This window comes from Amycolatopsis plumensis, from assembly GCF_042652605.1.
In the GTDB taxonomy this organism is placed as follows: domain Bacteria; phylum Actinomycetota; class Actinomycetes; order Mycobacteriales; family Pseudonocardiaceae; genus Amycolatopsis; species Amycolatopsis plumensis.
Genome location: NZ_JBHSJY010000001.1, coordinates 8,253,277 through 8,270,362 on the forward strand (window position 1 = coordinate 8,253,277; position 17,086 = coordinate 8,270,362).

Genomic DNA, 17,086 nt, shown 5'->3' on the forward strand with positions numbered 1-17,086 from the left:
GAGGGGTGGATCACCCACTCCTCCCGCCGCCACGGTGGGTCTTTCGCCCACCTCGATGCCGAGGAGGGCGAGCCCCGTGACCCCTGCGGCGGAACCGCGCCGGCAGCGCGAACTGGCGTCGTTGTACGCGACCGTCAAGTCGCTCACCGCCCTGGGCGAGCTCGACGAGGTGCTGCAGTCCATCGTGCACCACGCCCACGACCTGATCGGCACCGACTTCACCTACCTGTCGCTGGTCGGCGCGGACGGCAGGCTGTCGGCCCGCGCGTCGGAGGGCACCATCTCCGCGGAGTTCCTCGCGGCGGCCATCCCGGCCACGGTGGGGCTCGGCGGCAAGGTGCTGGCCTCCAAGAGCCCGCACTGGGTGCGCGACTACGCCACCTCGACGCTCATCCAGCACGACCCGAACTTCGACCGCCTGGTCGTCACCGAGGACCTGGTCGCGCTGCTCGGCGTCCCGCTGGTCATCCGCGGTGAAGCCGTCGGCGCGCTGTTCGCCGCGGACCGCTCCGAACGCTCGTTCCAGGCCGAGGAGATCGCCCTGCTGAACGCGTTCGCCGACCACGCCGCGGTCGCCCTCGACAACGCCCGGCTCTACGAAGAGAGCCGGACCGCGCTGCGGGAACTGCGGGTCGCGTACGGGAAGATCGAGCGGGCGCAGGCGATCCACGAAGCCCTGACCGGTGTCGTGCTCGACGGCGGGACCCCGGGCGACGTCGCGCAGCACCTCGCCGACCAGCTGGGCGGCACTGTGACATTGCTCGACCGAGCCGAGAGTCCACTTCGGACCGATCTGGCCGAGGCCGTCGAAGCCGCCCGCCGCACGGGCCGCTGCCGGACGTCGCCGGGCGCCGACGGGACGGACCGCAGCGTGGCGGCCGTCCAGGCGGGCGACAGTTACCTCGGCGCGCTCGTGTGGAGCCGTCCCTCGGGCACCGGCGACGACACGGACCTGCGCACCCTCGAGCGCGCCACGCACATCCTCGGGCTGCTCATCCTCAAGGAGCAGGCCGTGGCCGAGGCCGGCGAGCGGCTGAGCGGCGAGCTGCTGACCGAGCTCATGGTCGGCAGTCCCGGGATCGGGCCGGCCCAGCGGGCCCGCGCCCGGGCGCGGGCCATCGACGTCGACCGCTTGGACCTGGTGCTGGTCGCGGACTCCCCCGCGGTGCCGCCGGGTGATCTCGCGCGGCACCTGCACGACATCGCCCGGGACCGCGCCGGGCTGGCCGGCGAGCACCTGGGCCGCGCCACGATGATCCTGCCCGGCGCCGACGCGGAGGCGACCGTCGCGAACGTCCACACGAGACTGCGGCGGACGCTGGGCGGGCCCGTCCTCGTCGTCGGGGAATCGGCAAGCGGCCACGACTGGGCCCGGGCCTACGCACTGGCCGGCCGTTGCGGCGCCGTCATGCGCGCGCTCGGGCACACCGACGGCGGCGCCACCACCCGGCAGTATGCCTTGTACGCCATGGTGTTCGACCCCGAGCGGGCCGGCGAGCTCGACCGGTTCCTGGCCGGCTCGATCGGCGCGCTGCTCGAGTACGACCGGCGGCGGGGCACCGACCTGGTCGGCACGCTGGGCGCGTTCTACGTCCACCGCGCCAACGTCGCGGCGACCGCCCGCGCGCTGCACCTGCACGTCAACACCCTGCTCAAGCGCCTGGACCGGGCGAGCACCGTCCTGGGCTCCGACTGGCGCCACGAGAACGACCTCGAACTGCAGCTCGGGCTGCGGCTGCACCAGCTCCGGGCCGCCGCTTCCTAGAGGTCAGCCGGGCAGCACCGAGTCGCGCAGGAGGGTCTTCGAGATCTTGCCGGTGCCGGTCTTCGGCAACGCGGGCACGAAGACGATCTCGTCCGGCAGCCACCACTTCGCGACCAACGGCGTGAGGTGCGCCAGAAGCTCGTCGTCCGTGATTTCGCTGCCTTCGCGCAGCACCACGTACGCCACCGGGCGTTCCATCCACCGCGGGTCCGGGCGGGCGATCACCGCGGCTTCGACGACGTCGGGGTGCGAGGTGAGGGCGCTTTCGAGCTCGACCGAGGAGATCCACTCGCCGCCGGACTTGATCAGGTCCTTGATCCGGTCCACCAGCCGCAGGTAGCCCTCGGCGTCGAGGGTGGCCAGGTCGCCGGTGCGCAGCCAGCCGTCCTCGGTGAAGCTGCCGTCGGCGCCGACCCGGTAGTAGCCGCCCGCCACCCACGGGCCGGCGACCTGGAGCTCGCCGACGGCGTCGCCGTCGCGGGGCAGCTCCCGGCCGGTTTCGACGTCGACGATCCGGACGTTCACCAGCGGCAGCGGCTGGCCCTGGGCGGCCCGCACGGCCACCTGGTCCGCCTCCGGGAGGTCGCGGTGCCGGGTGCGGGTGCCGCCGATTGCCCCGACCGGACTGATCTCGGTCATCCCCCAGGAATGCGTGATGGGCACGCCGATCGCGGCGCGGTAGGTCTCCGACAGCGCCGGCGGGACGGCCGAACCGCCGCCCAGCAGGAACCGCGTGGCGCTGAGGTCGTGCTCGCGCAGCCGGGGGGCCATGCTCGTCCACACCGTGGGGACGGCCCCGGCGACCGTGACGCGCTCGGCCGCCATCAGCCGCAGCAGGTGGTCCGGGTCCGCGGACGGGCCGGGCAGGACCAGGGACGCGCCCGCCGTCATCGCGCCGTAGGGCAGGCCCCAGGCGTTGGCGTGGAACATGGGCACGATCGGCAGCACGACGTCGCTCTCGCAGAGGCCGATCAGGCCGGCGGCGAGCGTCCCCAGGCAGTGCAGGACCGTCGAGCGGTGGCTGTAGAGCACGCCCTTGGGCGGTCCGGTCGTCCCGGAGGTGTAGCAGAGCCCGGACGCGAGATTTTCGTCCGCGAGCGTGAAGGTCTCCTCGAACGAGCCCGCGAAGGGCGTGGCCGCGGCGACCAGGTCGTCGTAGTGCAGGACACGGGGATCCGCCGGGATCGGCTCGCCGCTGTCGTCCGGCAGCACCACCCAGTGGCGCACCTTCGGCAACCGCTCGGCGCTCGGCCAGATCCGCGGCAGCAGGGCGCGGTCGACGAACACCACGTCGTCCTCGGCGTGCTCGACGATGTACTCCAGGTGTTCCGCCGACAGCCGGATGTTGATCGGGTGCAGCACCCGCTTGGTGACCGGAGCGGCCAGGTAGAGCTCCAGGTGACGCCGGTGGTTGCTCGCGAACGTCGCGACCCGGGCGCCGGCCGGGACGCCGAGTGCGTCCAGCGCGGCGGCGAGCCGCCGGGTGCCGGCGGCCACGTCGGCGTACGTCAGCCGCTCGCCCCCGGCCGTGACGACTTCCTTGTGCGCGAACAGCCGCTCGGCACGCTCCAGGAGGTGGGCGATGGTGAGCGGCCGTGGCTGCATCAGCCCGTCCATGGCGCCTCTTCCGGTCGGGGATCTTCGGGTCGCGAGTGACTTTAGGAGCGGTCGCGACCGGGAAGAGAGGGCAGAACCGCCCACTCGTCGGCCCGTTCCGGTGGTGATCACCTCCACACCCGGAGGCCCGTCGCCCGGCGCTGACCGTGCGCCAACAGGCCTCACCCGTGCTGGGCAAGGCATCTCACGTGATCAGAAGGGCATCACGGGTGATCAGGAGGGCATCACGCGAGATGCCCCGCCAATCACACGTGATGCCCCTCCAATCACGCGTGATGCCCCTCCAATCACGCGTGATGCCTCTCTGGTCACGGGGTGGGTGGGTACATGCGGTTGAAGCGGGGCGGGACGTAACTCAGGTAGCGGCCCGCGACGCCGTCCGCGGCCGCGGACAGGGTGTTCATCGTGCGGGGGGACGTGTCCGGCCAGTGGCCGGTGCGCAGGCGGGTGAGCATGCGGTCGATCGCCGCCTGCTGTTCGCCCGTCGTGTACGTGCAGTGGCCCGCCGTCTGCACGTACGTCTGCCGGAGCAGGGGCTCGTTGCCCGCGCGGCGGACCAGGGAACCGTACGACGACTGCTGGGCCACCGTCGAAATCTGGTCGCCCGTGCCGTTGACCGTCAGCACCGGGATCCGCAGCGAGCCGGTGAACACGATCCCCTTCCGCAGGTACGCGACCGCCGCCGGGTCGGCCGTGACACGCGGTGCCGCGGCGAGCCGGGCGAAGTCGGCCTGCAGGTCGAGGCCCGCCCGCGCGTATAGCCGCCGCACGGCGTCGTGCTGCTCCGGTGCGGCCAGCCCGAACTGGCGGGCGTAGTCGACACCGGTGTTCCACGACGGGTTCCCGCCCGCCAGCTGCTCGATCGCCCGGCGGCTGCTGACGGCCTGGCCGAGGTACGGCAGCGGCCCGCCCGCGAGCGCGAGGTACATCCCCTGCTCGACGCCGTCGGCGCCGGATGGCACGGACGTCGGGGAACCGTCCGCGGCCACGCCCCAGCCGGGCAGCTGGCCGATCGCCGCCGCGAGCGCGATGCGGGCCCGGCCCGCCGGCGTCGCCTGGGCCGACGTCACCGCCGCCAGCCACTGCTGCTGCGTGCCCGGGACGTCGGCCGGGATGCCGGTCACCGGCAGGGCCGTGTCGCGGAACAGCAGCGTCTTCAGCGTGAACACCGTGTCGAGCTTCTGGTTCCACTGCCCCACCGCGCCACCGAGGCCGCCGCACATCGGGATGGCCGCGTCGAACCGGCCCGGGTGCACCTGCGCGACCCCGGCGGCGACCATCCCGCCCATCGAGCGGCCCTCGGCGATCGCGTACCGCGCCGGCCCGAACGCGGCTTCGAACTTCCCGAGCGCCTCGGCCTGGTTGTCGATGGCTCGCGCGATGTTCCAGCTGGTGACCGTGCGCGTGGTGCCGCCCACCGCGTAGCCGCGGTGCACGAGACTCGCGGTGAGCGGGCTGGTCAGGCCGCCCGCGGCGAAGTCGAGGTCCACCAGCACGGCGCCGTTCCACCGGGCCGGCTTGGCGAACGCGTACGGCGTCCCGTCGGCCAGCTGCCCTTCGGTGCACGTGTCCGCCGGGCACGACGAGGCCGCGTGGGCGGTCGCGGGCAGCGTCGCCACCAAGCCGGCCACGGCGAGGCCGGTCCAGAATCTCTTGCTCATGCCTTGCTCCTGTCAGAAGTTCTTGCTGGTGACGGTCCAGCCCGGCGTGCCGCACAGGCCGCAGCCCGCGCCGAGGAAGTAGCCGCGCGCCGTGCGGTTGCCGTTGAGGGTGAAGTCGAACCAGGCCACGAGGACCCGCACGGCTTCCTCACGGACGCTCGGGTCGGGATTACCGTCGCGCTGGCCGTAGACGAACCCGGTGTGGCCGGCGGCCGCGTTGGTCGCGCGGACCGCGGGAACGGTGACGAGGTCGTAGTTCTCCCCGCTGTTGGCGTAGGCGACGTCGCTCGGACCGCCGTCGGCGAACAAGACCGGCGTGTGCAGGTTCCGCAGGTTCTCCCGGCCGTAGCCGAGGGTGCCGTCGGCGAAGAAGCCGCTGTCCAGCGACAGCACCGACTTCACCCGCGGATCCGCGGCGGCGACGAGCGCTTCGAGGCCACCGCACGAGTGCCCGGCGACGCCGATCCGCCGCGGATCGAGCTTGTCGCGCAGCTCGCTCCCCCGGCGGCCGTTCTCCCGCTCGGCCCAGGTGATCGCGTCGGTGATCACCGCAGGCACCGGCGAGCCGTTCTCGGTCAGCGCGGGCTCGTCGAACCCGCCGACCGCCACGACGACGAACCCGTGCGCGGCGAGCAGGGTTTCCAGGGTCAGCAGCTCGTCGTTGCTCGTGTGCCGGCAGGCCCCGTTGCCGAACACCACGACCGGCAGCCGGCCGCGCACCCGGTCGAGGTCGGCGGGCCGGTAGACGGTGTACTCGGCCGCGTAGCCGCCGGTCTTGGCGGCGGCTTCGCGGACGACCGGGTGGAACACCTCGGACGCGGGCGGCGCGGGCGGCGCGGGCGGCGCGGCGACTTCGGCCTCGGTCGTGCCGGGGACGACGGCCGCGGTCACCGCGACGAGCGCCGTCACGGCGGCGACGAGGGCGGGCTTGAGCCAGGCGTTTCCCATCGAATGTCCTTTCCGGACGATCAGTGTCAGCCTCGGGTGGCGGCGTTGAACACGGGCGCGGGCACGGAAACCTGGGTCAGTCCCCAGCGGGCCATGATCCCCACGTAGGTCCCGTTGCGGAACAGCTCCTCGAACGCGTTCTGCAGGACCGGGCCCAGCTTCGACGCCTTCGGCACGTACAGCGCCAGGTTGTCCTTGGTCGCTCCCTGCGCGTCGGTCTGCGTGACGTACTTGTACGCGCCCTGCCGGTGCGTCACGTCGATCGCCGCGGCCTCGGTCATCCCGGCGGCGTCCGCGCGGCCGGAGCCGAGCGCCAGCAGCGTGCCGTCGGTGTCGTCGAGCCCGACGGCCTGCGTGGCCGGACGTTTGTTCTCCGTGCAGGAACGTGACAAGGCGGTCAGCTGCTCGGCGACGACGCTCGCGGTCACCACGGCGACGCGCTTGCCGCAGAGGTCTTCGGGCCGGGCGATCCCGGCCGTCGAACCCGCGGGGAACACGTACGCCGTGCGGGTCGTCATCCAGGTGATCGTGTCGAACTGCTTCTCGCGCTCGGCGGTCGCCTTCACCGGGCCGTCGAAGGCGTCGTACCGCCCGGCCAGCATCCCCTCGAGCGCGGCCGGGAGCCCGCTGACCACGCTGATCCGCGTCCTGACGCCGAGCACCTGGCCGAGCGCGGCCTGCAGGTCGGCGTCGATCCCGGTGACCGTGCCGTCCGGCGCGACCGTGCGGTAGGGCGGGTGCGAGTCACCGGCGAACCGGAGCACCCCGGCGTCCTGGATCGCCCTGGGCAGCGCGTCGTGCAGGGACGGCACCACCGGCAGGTTCGTCCCGGTGGCCAGCGTCGGCGAGCCGGCGCCCGCCGCGCACCCGGCGGACAGGACGAAGGCAGCGGTCGCGAGGAGCGCACTTCGGCTTCGCCGGCGAAGCGGAGATCGCACGTCAGTCCTTTCCGGACGGTCACGGAAGTTCGTCGAGCCACGCAGTCATCCGCGCGGTGAGGCCGTCACCGGTGCGGGCGTCGACGTTGTCCGCGTGCAGTTCCAGCACCGGGATCCCGGCCGCGCGCAGGGCGCGGGTGGTGAAGTAGCTGCCCCGCGCGTCGTCGGAGACCAGGTGCACCACGCCGTCGACGCCGTGGTGGCGGGCCTCCTTGACGTACCACTCCGCCGACCACGGCGGCGTGTAGAGCTGGTCGCTGAAGGCGGCGAAGCGGGCGGCCAGCGCGCGCAGCGGGTCGTCGCCGTAACGCAGGTAGCCGTCCGCGGCGATCGCGAGGTACATCGACCACACGAAGACCGCGCCGTGCGATTCCTGGAACCGCCGGTAGAACTCCAGGTCGAACCACAGCCCGCGGCCGATCCACATCAGCCGCAGCCGCTCGTCCGGGCACACCGCGAACCCCGCGTCGACGCGGTCACGGACCTCGTCGTGGAACGCGCGGGCGGCGTCACGCGCCCATTCGGTGCCGCGGTGCCACTGCGGCACCATCACGCTCGGGATGCCGTCGGTCACGGCGATCGGGCAGGGCCGGGCGGCGGCGATGAGGTCGCGGGTGCGGCGGTTCCACTCCTGCTGCTCGTTGACCAGGTCCAGCACCGCGCGGAACCGCGTCTCGGAGAACACCCGGCCGGTGGTCTGCTCGAGGAACCGGATCAGCCCGGTCAGCTCGCCGGTGAGCAGGTCGAGGCGGTCGCTGCCGATGGCCTCCTCCCAGCGGTGCGGCATCAGCTCCCACCAGCGCTCGGGAACCTCGTTCTCCGCCGCGCTCTCCAGCGGGTAGTAGGTGACGCCGGGTTGCGCGCCCCAGACGTCGAAGATCTTCCGCGCCGCGTCGCCGGTGGTCTCGCCGAGCACGATCGACGGCGTCGGCAGCCCGCCCCACGGCGCCTGGTCCGGGTCGTCCTCGAACGCCGAGGCCAGTGAAGTGGCGCTGTACTGCTCGATGTAGTCCGGGTAGCCGCGGTCGCGCAGCAGGCCGAGGTAGCGCTGGGTCTGGCGTTTCGCCGCGACGATCGACGCCCACCACTGGTTGACGACGTACGGGATGCCCATCGCGCGGAAGATCTCCTGCGGCGCGTCCGCGTTGACCAGCGCCAGCGGCCCGCCCTCTTCGCGCAGCCCGGCGAACCACGCGCGCTGGTAGGCGGTCGCGGTGGTCGCCGACCCGAGCCGGGCGGTCACGCCGCCGCCCCCGCCGGGACCAGCGCCGCCAGCGCTTCCGGCGTCAGCTCGCCGTACGGCTGCCGCTCGGCCAGCACCGCGAGCAGGCCCGTCGCGGCCCGCTGGTCCGGGAAGTCCCACGGCGGTGCGTCGTCGTGCACGCGGGCGTAGGACAACAGGACCTCGGCACCGCACGCGCGGGCGGCGGCCGCGGTGTGCGCGGCGCGCTGCCGGATCGACGCGCGCGGGGCGGCCGGGCCGTTGTACTGGTAGCGCTCGGCGAGGGCCAGCTCGGTCGGCGCCGCGCAGGTGCGGGCGAACAGCAGCTCGCCCCAGTCGTGGTCCTCCCCCACGACGAGGAAGCCGTTGCGCTCCAAGGTTTCGTACACGCCCGGCGAGTCGTGGGAGCTCCCGGTGAGGAACAGCCGCACCCCGCCGGTCTCCGTCAGTTCCGAAGCGAGCAGGCGGTCGACGAGCGCGATGGCCTCCGTGACCGGCAACGCCGTGGTCTCCGCCACTACCTCGAGAAACCGGGTGCCGCCGAGCCGGTTCGCCCGGCGCGCCGCGGCGAGCCGGCCGAGCGACCGCCGGAGGGTGTCGTGCGCGGTGATCGCCTCGGCGAGGTCGTCGTCGCCGATCGGCCGCCACTGCCCCAGCCAGGCGCGCAGCTGGGCGATCTTCGCGTGCACGTACCGGGTGGTCGTGTGGTGGGGCAGGTGCAGGACGTCGACCAGGCGCACCGGCGGCAACTGCCACTCCGGTTCGACGCGGTTCAGCTCGCGCAGGGCGTAGAACAGCCGCAACGAGGCTTCGCAATCGCGGGAGACGACGATCGCCTCGAGCGGCCCGTAGTCCCCGGTGAGGATCCGCGTGAGGATCGACCGGGCGACCGGGTCGACACCGCGGCCCAGGTAGCGGTCGCCCAGAGCGCTGTCCCCGCCCGGCTTTCCGGCCAGCCGCAGCGGCCGCAGCCCGGCCGCGGTGATCAGCTCGACCGGGACGTCCGCGCCGACGTACCCCACGGCGTTCAAATGACCGCCTCCGAGACGAGTTCGGCCACCTGTTCTTCGGTATAGCCGAGCAGCTCGCGGTAGACGTGCTCGTTGTGCTCCCCCAGCCCCGGCGCGGGCCGGTCGAGGGCGACGCGGGCGGCGGAGAACCGGATCGGCACCCCGGTCCCGGCGAGGTCGGCCACGTCGCCGTGGCGCGGGTGCCGCAGCGGCACGACCTCCTCGCGCGCCAGCACCAGGGGGTCGCGGACGGCCTCGCGCGGCTCGCGGACCTCGGCCGCGGGAACGCCTTCGGCGGTGAACGCGGCGAGGACCTCCTCCAGGGGCCGCACCCGGCACCACTCGCGGATCAGGCCGTGCAGCTCGTCGGCGGCGCGGACCCGCTGGTCCCGCGTGCGGTAGCGGTCGTCCTCGGCCAGCTCCGGACGGCCGATCGCCCGGAGGACACCGTGGGCGAAACTGTCGGTCGGCGCGCAGAGGGCGACGTGACCGTCCAGTGCCGGCAGGATCCCGAACGGCGCCAGCCGCGGCACCATCGACCCGGTGCGCTGCGGCAGGCCGACCGCCTCGAAGGCGTCGAACGGCTCGCAGGCGACCAGCGAGGTCAGCGCGCCGAGCATGGAGACGTCCACGTGCTGGCCCTCGCCGGTGTGCTCGGCCTGCAGCAGCGCGGACACCGTGCCGATGACGGCGAACAGCGGCGCGAGGAGGTCGCCGATCGGCAGCCCGAACCGGACCGGGCCCTCGTCGGGCTCGCCCGCGGTCATCATCACGCCGCTCAGCGCCTGGATGATCGAGTCCATCGCCTTGCCCGAGCCCGGGCCGCCCTGGGCGCCGAAGCCGCTGATCGAGGTGTAGACGAGCCGCGGGTTGATCTCGCGGACGCGTTCGTAGGAGATGCCGAGCCGATCGGTGACGCCCGGGCTGTAGTTCTCCACCAGCACGTCGGCGTCCCGGACGAGGTCGGTGAACACCGCGTGGGAGCGCGGGTTCTTCAGGTCGAGGGTGACGCTGAGCTTGTTGCGGCCCCGCAGGAGCATCGACACCGAAAGGTCGTCGTCGTGCCGGCGGGCGAGGTTCAGCCCGTCGCGGCCGACGTAGGGCGCGTTGTTGCGCGAGGAATCCCCGCCGGTGGCCGGGTTCTCGACCTTGATCACGGTGGCCCCGAGCCCGGCGAGCAGCAGCGTGGCGTAGGGCCCGGCGAGCGCGGTGGTCAGGTCGACGACGGTGCGGCCGGCCAGTGGCTGGTCGGTCATGCGGGAACTCCCTCGGTGAGATCGACGAGCACTTCGCCGCCGCGGGTGGTGAACCGGCCGTTGAGCCGGGCCCCGCGGGTGATGTCCTCGACGTACTGGGTGACCGCCTCGCCTTCCGGCGTGCCGCCGACCGGGACCGGGCGGCCCTGGTCGTCGATCCGGCACGGGACGAACCCGGCTTCGCGCAGCCCGGATTCGTCGAACCGGCAGAAGGCGATGGCGGTGTTGCGGCTTTCGGGGTGGAACGGGAAGAACGGCATGTCCGGGTCCGGGGCGAAGCCGTACAGCTTCGTCCGCCGCTCGGCCCAGGCGCGCAGCTCGTCCGCGCCGACACCGGCACCCGGGGTCAGGGCGTGGGTGACGGTGGCGAAGTTGCCGAGCCCGTGGAAGATCGGCCGTCCTCGGTGGACTTCGATGCCGCGCATGATGTGCGCGTGGTGGGCGAACACGGCGTCGGCGCCGGCGTCGATCGCGGCGCGGGCGACCGGGCGCTCGTACATCGCGACCTCGACCGGGGTGTGCCCGACGCCCTTGTGCAGGGCCACCAGCACGACATCGGCCTCGGCACGCAGGCGGCGCACGTCGTCGGCCATCGCCTCCAGGCTGTCCGGGTCGGCGAAGGTGTAGATCTTCGGCGGCCCGCCCGGGCTCGCGTGGTCCAGCTCGTAGTGGGTGAGGACGTGGACGTACGCGCACCCGGGCTTACGCGAAGCCGCCCAGGACTCACGCGGGCCGACGCAGTTGTAGGACAGCACCCCGATCCGCAGGCCACCGCGTTCGACGATCGCCGGGCGCCGGGCTTCGGCGAGGTTCGTCCCGGCCCCCGCCGTCACCATGCCCGCCGCGCGGGAGTAGGCGATCGTGTCGGCCAGCCCTCCGGCGCCGGCGTCGAGGACGTGGTTGCCCGCCAGGGTGACCACCTCGAAACCGGCAGCGGCCACCGCTTTCAGCGCCGCGGGATCCGCGGGCGGCGCCGGGACGTCGGTGCTCTGCTGGACCGCCGTGGTCGAGTGCGGCACCTCGACGTGCCCGATCGCGAGATCCATCGCCCGCAGCACCGGCGCGGCCGGGGCGAGGAAGGACTCCGGCTCCGGTTCGTCCAGGATGAGGTCGCCCACGGCGCCGACGGTGATCACGAGACACGCTCCTTTTCGGACAGGTGGCGGGACAGGAAGGCGCGCAGCCGGTCGGTCCGCGGGCGCGCGAACAGCTCGTCCGGCGGGCCCTCTTCCACGATCCGGCCCGCCTCCATGAACACGCACCGGTCGGCCACCTCGCGGGCGAAGGCCATCTCGTGGGTGACGACGACCATCGTCGTCCCGGCGGCGGCGAGGTCCCGCAGCACGGCCAGCACCTCGTCGACCAGCTCCGGGTCGAGGGCGCTGGTGGGTTCGTCGAACAGCATGATCCGCGGCCGGACCAGCACCGCGCGGGCGATGGCCACGCGCTGCTGCTGCCCGCCGGAAAGCTGCCGCGGGTAGTGGTCCTCGCGCCCGGCCAGGCCGATGCGCGCCAGCAGCTCCCGTGCCTCGCTTTCCACAGTGGACCGGTCGCGCCCGTGCACGCGGATCGCCGCGTCGGTCACGTTGCGCAGCACGGTGAACTGCGGGAACAGGTTGAACTGCTGGAAGACCATGCTCATCCGGCGCCGCTGGGCGGCGATCCGCCGTTCGGTGAGCGCGCGCAGCCCACCCGGCGTGCGCCGGTGGCCCAGCAGCTCGCCGTCGAGGTACATCGCGCCGCCGTCGACCGGCTCCAGCTGGTGGGCGCAGCGGACGAGGGTCGACTTGCCGGACCCGGACGGCCCGATGACCACGACGGTCTCGCCCTCCCGGACCTCCAGGCTGACGCCGGCCAGCGCGGTCACCGGCCCGAACTGCTTGCGGACGTCGTCCAGCCGCAGCACCGGCCCGCTCATCGGGCACTCCGGTGGCCGCGGGAGAAGTGGCGTTCCAGCCGGCGTTGCCCGGCCGTCAGCGCGGTGACCACGACGAGGTACCAGAAGCAGGCGACCAGCAGCATCGGCACGATCTCGTAGGTCCGGTTGTAGATCACCTGCACCGAGTGCAGCAGGTCCGACATCGCGATGACCGAGACGAGCGCGGTGCCCTTGAGCACGTTGATGAACTGGCTGCCGGCGGGCGGGATGATCACCCGCATCGCCTGCGGCAGCACGATCCGCAGCAGCGTCTGGCCCGGCGGGTAGCCCATCGCGCGGGCGGCGTCGCGCTGGCCGGGGTCGACCGACGCCACCCCGGCGCGGAAGATCTCCGCCAGGTACGCCGATTCCACCAGCGACAGCCCGAGCACCGCGGCGGTCAGCGGCGTGATGACCGTGTTGGCGTCCCAGGTGCCGAACACCGGCCCGAACGGGATGCCGAGCGACAGCTTCGGCAGCAGGTAGGCCAGGTTGAACCAGAAGATCAGCTGGACCAGCGGCGGGATGCCGCGGAACAGCCCGACCCACAGCGTCGCCACCCACCGGGCGGGCGCGAAGCCGCTCAGTTGCATCGCCGCGACCACCCCGCCGGCCAGCGACCCGAGCACCATCGCCGCGACCGCGAGCAGCACCGTGGTGCCCAGGCCCGCCATGACGCTCTTCTCGAAGAGGTACTTCGCGACGACGTCCCACTGGAAGCGGTCGTTGCCGGCCAGGAAGACGGCCAGCTGCGCGGCCAGCACCGCCAGCACGAGCACGAACAGCCAGCGCAGCGGGCGGAACCGGCCGCGCGCCCCGGCGACGTCGTCGCGGGACGGCGTCGTCTCCTCCGCTGTGGACACGGCGGTCATTTCGCGGTCGCCGCGTCGAACACCGGCTGCGGGACGGTCACTTCGGACAGGCCCCACTGCTGCATGATCCGGGTGTAGGTGCCATTGCGGAACAGCTCCTCGAACGCCTTCTGCAGCACCGGGCCGAGTTTTGCGGCCTTCGGCGTGTAGAGCGCGAGGTTGTCCTTCGTGGCGCCCTGTTCTTCGCTCTGCGTCACGTATTCGTACTGCCCCTTCTGCTGGGTGGTGACGTCGATCGCCGCGGCCTGGGTCATCCCGGCCGCCTCGGCGCGGCCGGACTTCGCGGCCAGCAGGGTGGCGTTCGTGTCGTCGAGCCCGACCACCTGCACGGCCGGCTTCTGTGAGCGCTCACAGAACGCGGACAGCTTCGCGAGCTGGTCTTCGACGACGCTGGCGGTGACCACCGCGACGCGCTTGCCGCACAGGTCGGCCGCCTGCTTGATGCCCGCGGCGGAGCCGGTGGGGACCACGTAGGAGGTCCGGGTGGTCATCCACGTGACGGTGTCGAACTGCTTCTCGCGCTCGGCGGTCGCCTTGACCGGCCCGTTGAAGGCGTCGTAGCGGCCGCTGAGCATGCCCTGCAGCGCGGCCGGGAGCCCGCTGACGATGGTGGTTTCCGTGCGCACGCCCAGGACCTGCCCCAGCGCCTGCTGGAAGTCGTGGTCGATGCCGGTGACCGTCTTCCCGTCCGGGCCGACCGTGCGGTACGGCGGGTGCGAATCGCCGGCGAACCGGAGGACGCCGGCGTCCTTGACCGCTGGCGGCAGCTGGTCGTGCAGCGCCGGGATCGCGGTGAGCGCCGCGGCGGAGGGGGCGGCGGCCGCCCCGTCGTCGACCGTGCACCCGGCCACCGCGAGCCCGGCGGCGGCCACGGCGAGCGCGCTTCGACGCCATTGACGAAGTGAGGAACCCATGTCGTTTTCTTCCTGCGGGAGGCCGCCGAAACGGGCGGCGCGGAAACCTGGGAGAACGATTGGTTGCTATCTGGGCGCCGATCGTCGCATGATGTGTCGCGTGATTCAACCCCTCGATTCGGCCGCCCGGCCGGAGCTGCCACCATGGACCCCCGCGGCGGACCGGCCGCCGCGAGAGGCAGGAGCGCGATGACGGTGCCGCCCTCGGGGCCGCTGCCCCGCTCACAACAGGGAGCCGAGCCGCAGCTCCTGCTCACCTCGCTGCTCGGCGACTTCTGGTACTGGCGCGACGAGCACATCCCGTCCGCCGCACTGGTCCAGCTGCTCGGCGAGTTCGACATCAGCCCGGCGAGCGCCCGCGCGGCGATCCGCCGGCTCGCCGCCCGGGGCCTGCTGACGGTCTCGCGCAGCGGCCGGACGACCGCGTACGGCATCCCGGCGCGGACGTCGGAGGTGATCATCGAGCGCACGCACCGGATGCTGACCTTCGGCACGACCGCGCCGGACTGGGACGGACAGTGGACGGTGGTCACGTTCTCCGTGCCGGAGCAGGACCGCGGCCTGCGCACCGCGCTGCGCTCGCGGCTGCGGGTGCTGCGGTTCGCCGCGTTGTACGACGGGGTCTGGATCAGCCCGCACGACCTCGCGGAACCGGCGCTGGCCGCGTTGCGCGAGCTGGACCTGCGCAGCGCGACGGTGTTCCGCGCGACCGAGGTCCCCGGCCCGGCCGCGGCGGCCACGGCCTTCGACCTCGGGCCGCTGGCCCGCGAGTACGAGCAGTTCGTCGAGCGCTACGAAGAGGTGCTGACGGGCTTGGACGCGGGCCTGATCAGCCCGGCGCAGGCGCTGCGCACGCGCACCGAACTGCGCGTGGACTGGCGCCGGTTCCCGGAGACCGACCCGGACCTGCCGGCCGAACTGCTGCCCGCCGGCTGGGCGCGCGACCGGGCCCAGAAGGTGTTCCTGCAGATCTACGACCGCCTCGGCCCGCTCGCGGAGTTCCGCTTCCGCCAGGTGCTCGCCGACACCGACCCCGCCTTGGCGGAGCTGGCCGACCACCACGACTCGGCCAAGGTGGCGGCGTTGTTCGCCGGGCTGGGCGACCGCCACCCGGCGGGCGACACGCCGTTCGAGCAGGCCGCGGAAGCCCGGAGACTGGACGACGCCCGGCGGCCGTGAGCGGCACTTCCCGAGCCGGGCGTGCCGGAAGGTGCCGCACTCAGGCCGGCGTGACGGCGCTGCGCACGCACTCCCGCAGCAAGGCGCGGCGCCGGTCGTGGACCTCGGCCGGCTCCGCTTCCGTGGCGGCGTAGACGTTGCTGACCGGTGACCAGGCCATGGACATCGCGATCACCATCGCCATCAGGTCGAAGGGGTCCCCCGCCCGGACCAGCCCGGCGGCCTGGGCCTCGGCGATGGCCCGCAGCTTGGGGTCGTCCAGCCGGTCGGCGTCGGCCACCAGGTGCCCGGCCGGCCGCCGTTCGAGCCGGGCCCAGGTGGCGAGCCGGATGAGGTCCGGGCGGCGCAGGTACTCGTCGTAGAGGCGGACCGCCCAGCCGGCGAGGTCGGCGCCGTCGATCGGCACCACGTTCACGATCCGTTCCAGCGAGGCGAAGAAGATCGCGTCGAACAGCCCGTCCTTGCTGCCGAAGTAGGCGTACAGCTGGGCCCGGTTGGTGCGGGCCGCCTCGACGATCCGCTCGACGCGGGCACCGGCGATGCCGTACCGGGCGAACTCGTCGGTCGCCGCGTCCACGATGCGCTGCTTCGTGGCGGCTCCACGGGAGGTCAGCTGCTTGTCGGCCATGGGCCGAAGCCTACAACAGAACAGTCGGTTTGCTTTGTCCGCCCGAGCGAGCTAGCGTCGACAAAGTAAACCGACTGTTCTGTTTTTCGAGGAGCTGCGATGCGGACCACCACCGGCTGGCTGGCCGGCCCGAACGAGCGGACGCTCCGGCGCACCACCATCCACCGGCGCGACCTGCGCGACAACGACGTGGCGATCCGCGTGGACCACTGCGGGGTCTGCCACACGGACCTGCACGCACTGCACGGCGCCCGGGACGCCGCGCTGGTGCCAGGCCACGAGTTCACCGGCGTCATCACCGAAATCGGGCCGGCCGTGACGCGGTTCGCGCCCGGCGACGCGGTGGCCGTCGGCAACATCGTCGACTCCTGCGGCGAGTGCGCGATGTGCCGCCGCGGCCAGGAGAACTTCTGCGCCGCGTTCCCGACGCTCACCTACGGCGGAACCGACCGCCACGACGGCTCCCCCACGCTGGGCGCGTTTTCCCGGGAGTACGTCGTCCGCGACGAATTCACCTACCGGCTCCCCGCGGGCCTGGACCCGGCGGCCGCCGCGCCGCTGCTGTGCGCCGGCATCACGGTCTGGGAGCCGTTGCGGGCCCTCGGAACGGGCCCCGGCACCCGGGTCGCGGTGGCCGGACTCGGCGGCCTGGGCCACCTGGCGGTGAAGTTCGCGGTCGCCCTCGGCGCCGAGACGACGGTCATCAGCCGGTCCGAGGACAAGGCCGCCGACGCGAGCCGCCTCGGCGCCCACGACCTGCTGGTGTCGACGGCCCCGCAGCAGCTGGCCGCGGCGAGAGACCGCTTCGACGTCGTCATCGACACCATCGCGGTGCCCCACGACCTCGGCCCGTACCTGCGCCTGGTCGCCCTGGACGGCACCCTCGCCCAGGTCGGCCACCTGGGCACGCTGACGGTCGAGGCGATGGACCTCCTGGTGGGCCGCAAGAAACTGACCTCGGCGGGCAGCGGCGGCCGGCCCGCCACCGCGGCGATGCTCGACTTCTGCGCCCGCCACGGCCTCACCGCGGACGTTGAAGTCGTCCCGTCGGCGCAGGTGAACGAGGCCCTGGACCGCCTGTCCGCCGGAGACGTCCGCTACCGCTTCGTCCTCGACCTGGCCGACCTCGACGGCTGAACCACCGGTGCCGCCGGTGGT

The 17,086-nt window shown here is 73.0% G+C and carries 15 protein-coding genes; 3 read left to right on the plus strand and 12 right to left on the minus strand.

The features are described 5' to 3' along the window. Window positions 1–76: 76 nt before the first annotated feature. Complete coding sequence (locus tag ACFPLC_RS39835; RefSeq protein WP_378206446.1) at window positions 77–1,765, plus strand: helix-turn-helix domain-containing protein; 1,689 nt, start codon at window positions 77–79, stop codon at window positions 1,763–1,765. Window positions 1,766–1,768: 3 nt separating this feature from the next. On the opposite strand, the gene ACFPLC_RS39840 is transcribed toward ACFPLC_RS39835, so the two are convergent. From ACFPLC_RS39840 to ACFPLC_RS39890, 11 genes are all read right to left on the minus strand, one after another. Next, a complete protein-coding gene (locus ACFPLC_RS39840; RefSeq protein WP_378206444.1) occupies window positions 1,769–3,382 on the minus strand; it encodes a long-chain fatty acid--CoA ligase in 1,614 nt (537 codons plus the stop codon). Window positions 3,383–3,690: 308 nt separating this feature from the next. Further along, on the minus strand, window positions 3,691–5,043 hold the full coding sequence (locus ACFPLC_RS39845) for a DUF6351 family protein (RefSeq protein ID WP_378206441.1): 1,353 nt from the start codon (window positions 5,041–5,043) through the stop codon (window positions 3,691–3,693). Window positions 5,044–5,055: 12 nt separating this feature from the next. Continuing rightward, window positions 5,056–5,991: a poly(ethylene terephthalate) hydrolase family protein gene (locus tag ACFPLC_RS39850; protein ID WP_378206438.1), complete on the minus strand. Its 936-nt coding sequence runs from the start codon at window positions 5,989–5,991 to the stop codon at window positions 5,056–5,058. 26 nt (window positions 5,992–6,017) lie between these two features. Continuing rightward, window positions 6,018–6,929: a transporter substrate-binding domain-containing protein gene (locus ACFPLC_RS39855; RefSeq protein WP_378206435.1), complete on the minus strand. Its 912-nt coding sequence runs from the start codon at window positions 6,927–6,929 to the stop codon at window positions 6,018–6,020. 19 nt (window positions 6,930–6,948) lie between these two features. Then, window positions 6,949–8,172, minus strand: a complete 1,224-nt coding sequence (locus ACFPLC_RS39860; protein WP_378206432.1) for a 2-hydroxyacyl-CoA dehydratase — start codon at window positions 8,170–8,172, stop codon at window positions 6,949–6,951. Continuing rightward, a complete protein-coding gene (locus ACFPLC_RS39865; protein ID WP_378206467.1) occupies window positions 8,169–9,173 on the minus strand; it encodes a 2-hydroxyacyl-CoA dehydratase in 1,005 nt (334 codons plus the stop codon). The genes ACFPLC_RS39860 and ACFPLC_RS39865 overlap by 4 nt, the downstream gene beginning before the upstream one ends. 5 nt (window positions 9,174–9,178) lie before the next feature. Next, window positions 9,179–10,417: a CaiB/BaiF CoA transferase family protein gene (locus ACFPLC_RS39870; RefSeq protein WP_378206430.1), complete on the minus strand. Its 1,239-nt coding sequence runs from the start codon at window positions 10,415–10,417 to the stop codon at window positions 9,179–9,181. After that, window positions 10,414–11,553 (minus strand): CapA family protein, encoded by a 1,140-nt coding sequence (locus ACFPLC_RS39875; RefSeq protein ID WP_378206428.1) that lies wholly within the window; start codon window positions 11,551–11,553, stop codon window positions 10,414–10,416. The genes ACFPLC_RS39870 and ACFPLC_RS39875 overlap by 4 nt, the downstream gene beginning before the upstream one ends. Beyond that, window positions 11,550–12,335 (minus strand): amino acid ABC transporter ATP-binding protein, encoded by a 786-nt coding sequence (locus tag ACFPLC_RS39880; protein WP_378206425.1) that lies wholly within the window; start codon window positions 12,333–12,335, stop codon window positions 11,550–11,552. Before ACFPLC_RS39880 ends, ACFPLC_RS39875 begins: the two co-directional genes overlap by 4 nt. Then, window positions 12,332–13,207, minus strand: coding sequence for an amino acid ABC transporter permease (locus tag ACFPLC_RS39885; RefSeq protein ID WP_378206422.1), 876 nt, complete (start codon window positions 13,205–13,207; stop codon window positions 12,332–12,334). Before ACFPLC_RS39885 ends, ACFPLC_RS39880 begins: the two co-directional genes overlap by 4 nt. Further along, window positions 13,204–14,121 carry a transporter substrate-binding domain-containing protein gene (locus ACFPLC_RS39890; protein ID WP_378236093.1) on the minus strand — a complete coding sequence of 306 codons (918 nt, stop codon included), beginning with the start codon at window positions 14,119–14,121 and terminating at the stop codon, window positions 13,204–13,206. The genes ACFPLC_RS39885 and ACFPLC_RS39890 overlap by 4 nt, the downstream gene beginning before the upstream one ends. Window positions 14,122–14,310: 189 nt before the next feature. On the opposite strand from ACFPLC_RS39890, the gene ACFPLC_RS39895 reads away from it, so the two are divergent. Further along, the gene (locus ACFPLC_RS39895; RefSeq protein ID WP_378206416.1) at window positions 14,311–15,300 is read left to right on the plus strand and encodes a PaaX family transcriptional regulator; all 990 of its coding nucleotides are present in this window, start codon (window positions 14,311–14,313) and stop codon (window positions 15,298–15,300) included. A gap of 40 nt (window positions 15,301–15,340) precedes the next feature. Here the strand turns inward: ACFPLC_RS39895 and ACFPLC_RS39900 are convergent, their stop codons facing one another. Continuing rightward, window positions 15,341–15,928: a TetR/AcrR family transcriptional regulator gene (locus ACFPLC_RS39900; protein ID WP_378206413.1), complete on the minus strand. Its 588-nt coding sequence runs from the start codon at window positions 15,926–15,928 to the stop codon at window positions 15,341–15,343. Window positions 15,929–16,027: 99 nt separating this feature from the next. Between ACFPLC_RS39900 and ACFPLC_RS39905 the strand changes: the two genes are divergently transcribed. Next, window positions 16,028–17,065: an NAD(P)-dependent alcohol dehydrogenase gene (locus ACFPLC_RS39905; RefSeq protein ID WP_378206411.1), complete on the plus strand. Its 1,038-nt coding sequence runs from the start codon at window positions 16,028–16,030 to the stop codon at window positions 17,063–17,065. The last annotated feature ends 21 nt before the right edge of the window (window positions 17,066–17,086 follow it).

Coding starts and splice junctions, on each gene's coding strand:
- ACFPLC_RS39870 (WP_378206430.1), bottom strand. CDS start 10,417: ATGACCGACCAGCCACTGGCCGGCCGCACCGTCGTCGACCTGACCACC.
- ACFPLC_RS39890 (WP_378236093.1), bottom strand. CDS start 14,121: ATGGGTTCCTCACTTCGTCAATGGCGTCGAAGCGCGCTCGCCGTGGCC.
- ACFPLC_RS39880 (WP_378206425.1), bottom strand. CDS start 12,335: ATGAGCGGGCCGGTGCTGCGGCTGGACGACGTCCGCAAGCAGTTCGGG.
- ACFPLC_RS39885 (WP_378206422.1), bottom strand. CDS start 13,207: ATGACCGCCGTGTCCACAGCGGAGGAGACGACGCCGTCCCGCGACGAC.
- ACFPLC_RS39900 (WP_378206413.1), bottom strand. CDS start 15,928: ATGGCCGACAAGCAGCTGACCTCCCGTGGAGCCGCCACGAAGCAGCGC.
- ACFPLC_RS39895 (WP_378206416.1), top strand. CDS start 14,311: ATGACGGTGCCGCCCTCGGGGCCGCTGCCCCGCTCACAACAGGGAGCC.
- ACFPLC_RS39840 (WP_378206444.1), bottom strand. CDS start 3,382: ATGGACGGGCTGATGCAGCCACGGCCGCTCACCATCGCCCACCTCCTG.
- ACFPLC_RS39845 (WP_378206441.1), bottom strand. CDS start 5,043: ATGAGCAAGAGATTCTGGACCGGCCTCGCCGTGGCCGGCTTGGTGGCG.
- ACFPLC_RS39850 (WP_378206438.1), bottom strand. CDS start 5,991: ATGGGAAACGCCTGGCTCAAGCCCGCCCTCGTCGCCGCCGTGACGGCG.
- ACFPLC_RS39905 (WP_378206411.1), top strand. CDS start 16,028: ATGCGGACCACCACCGGCTGGCTGGCCGGCCCGAACGAGCGGACGCTC.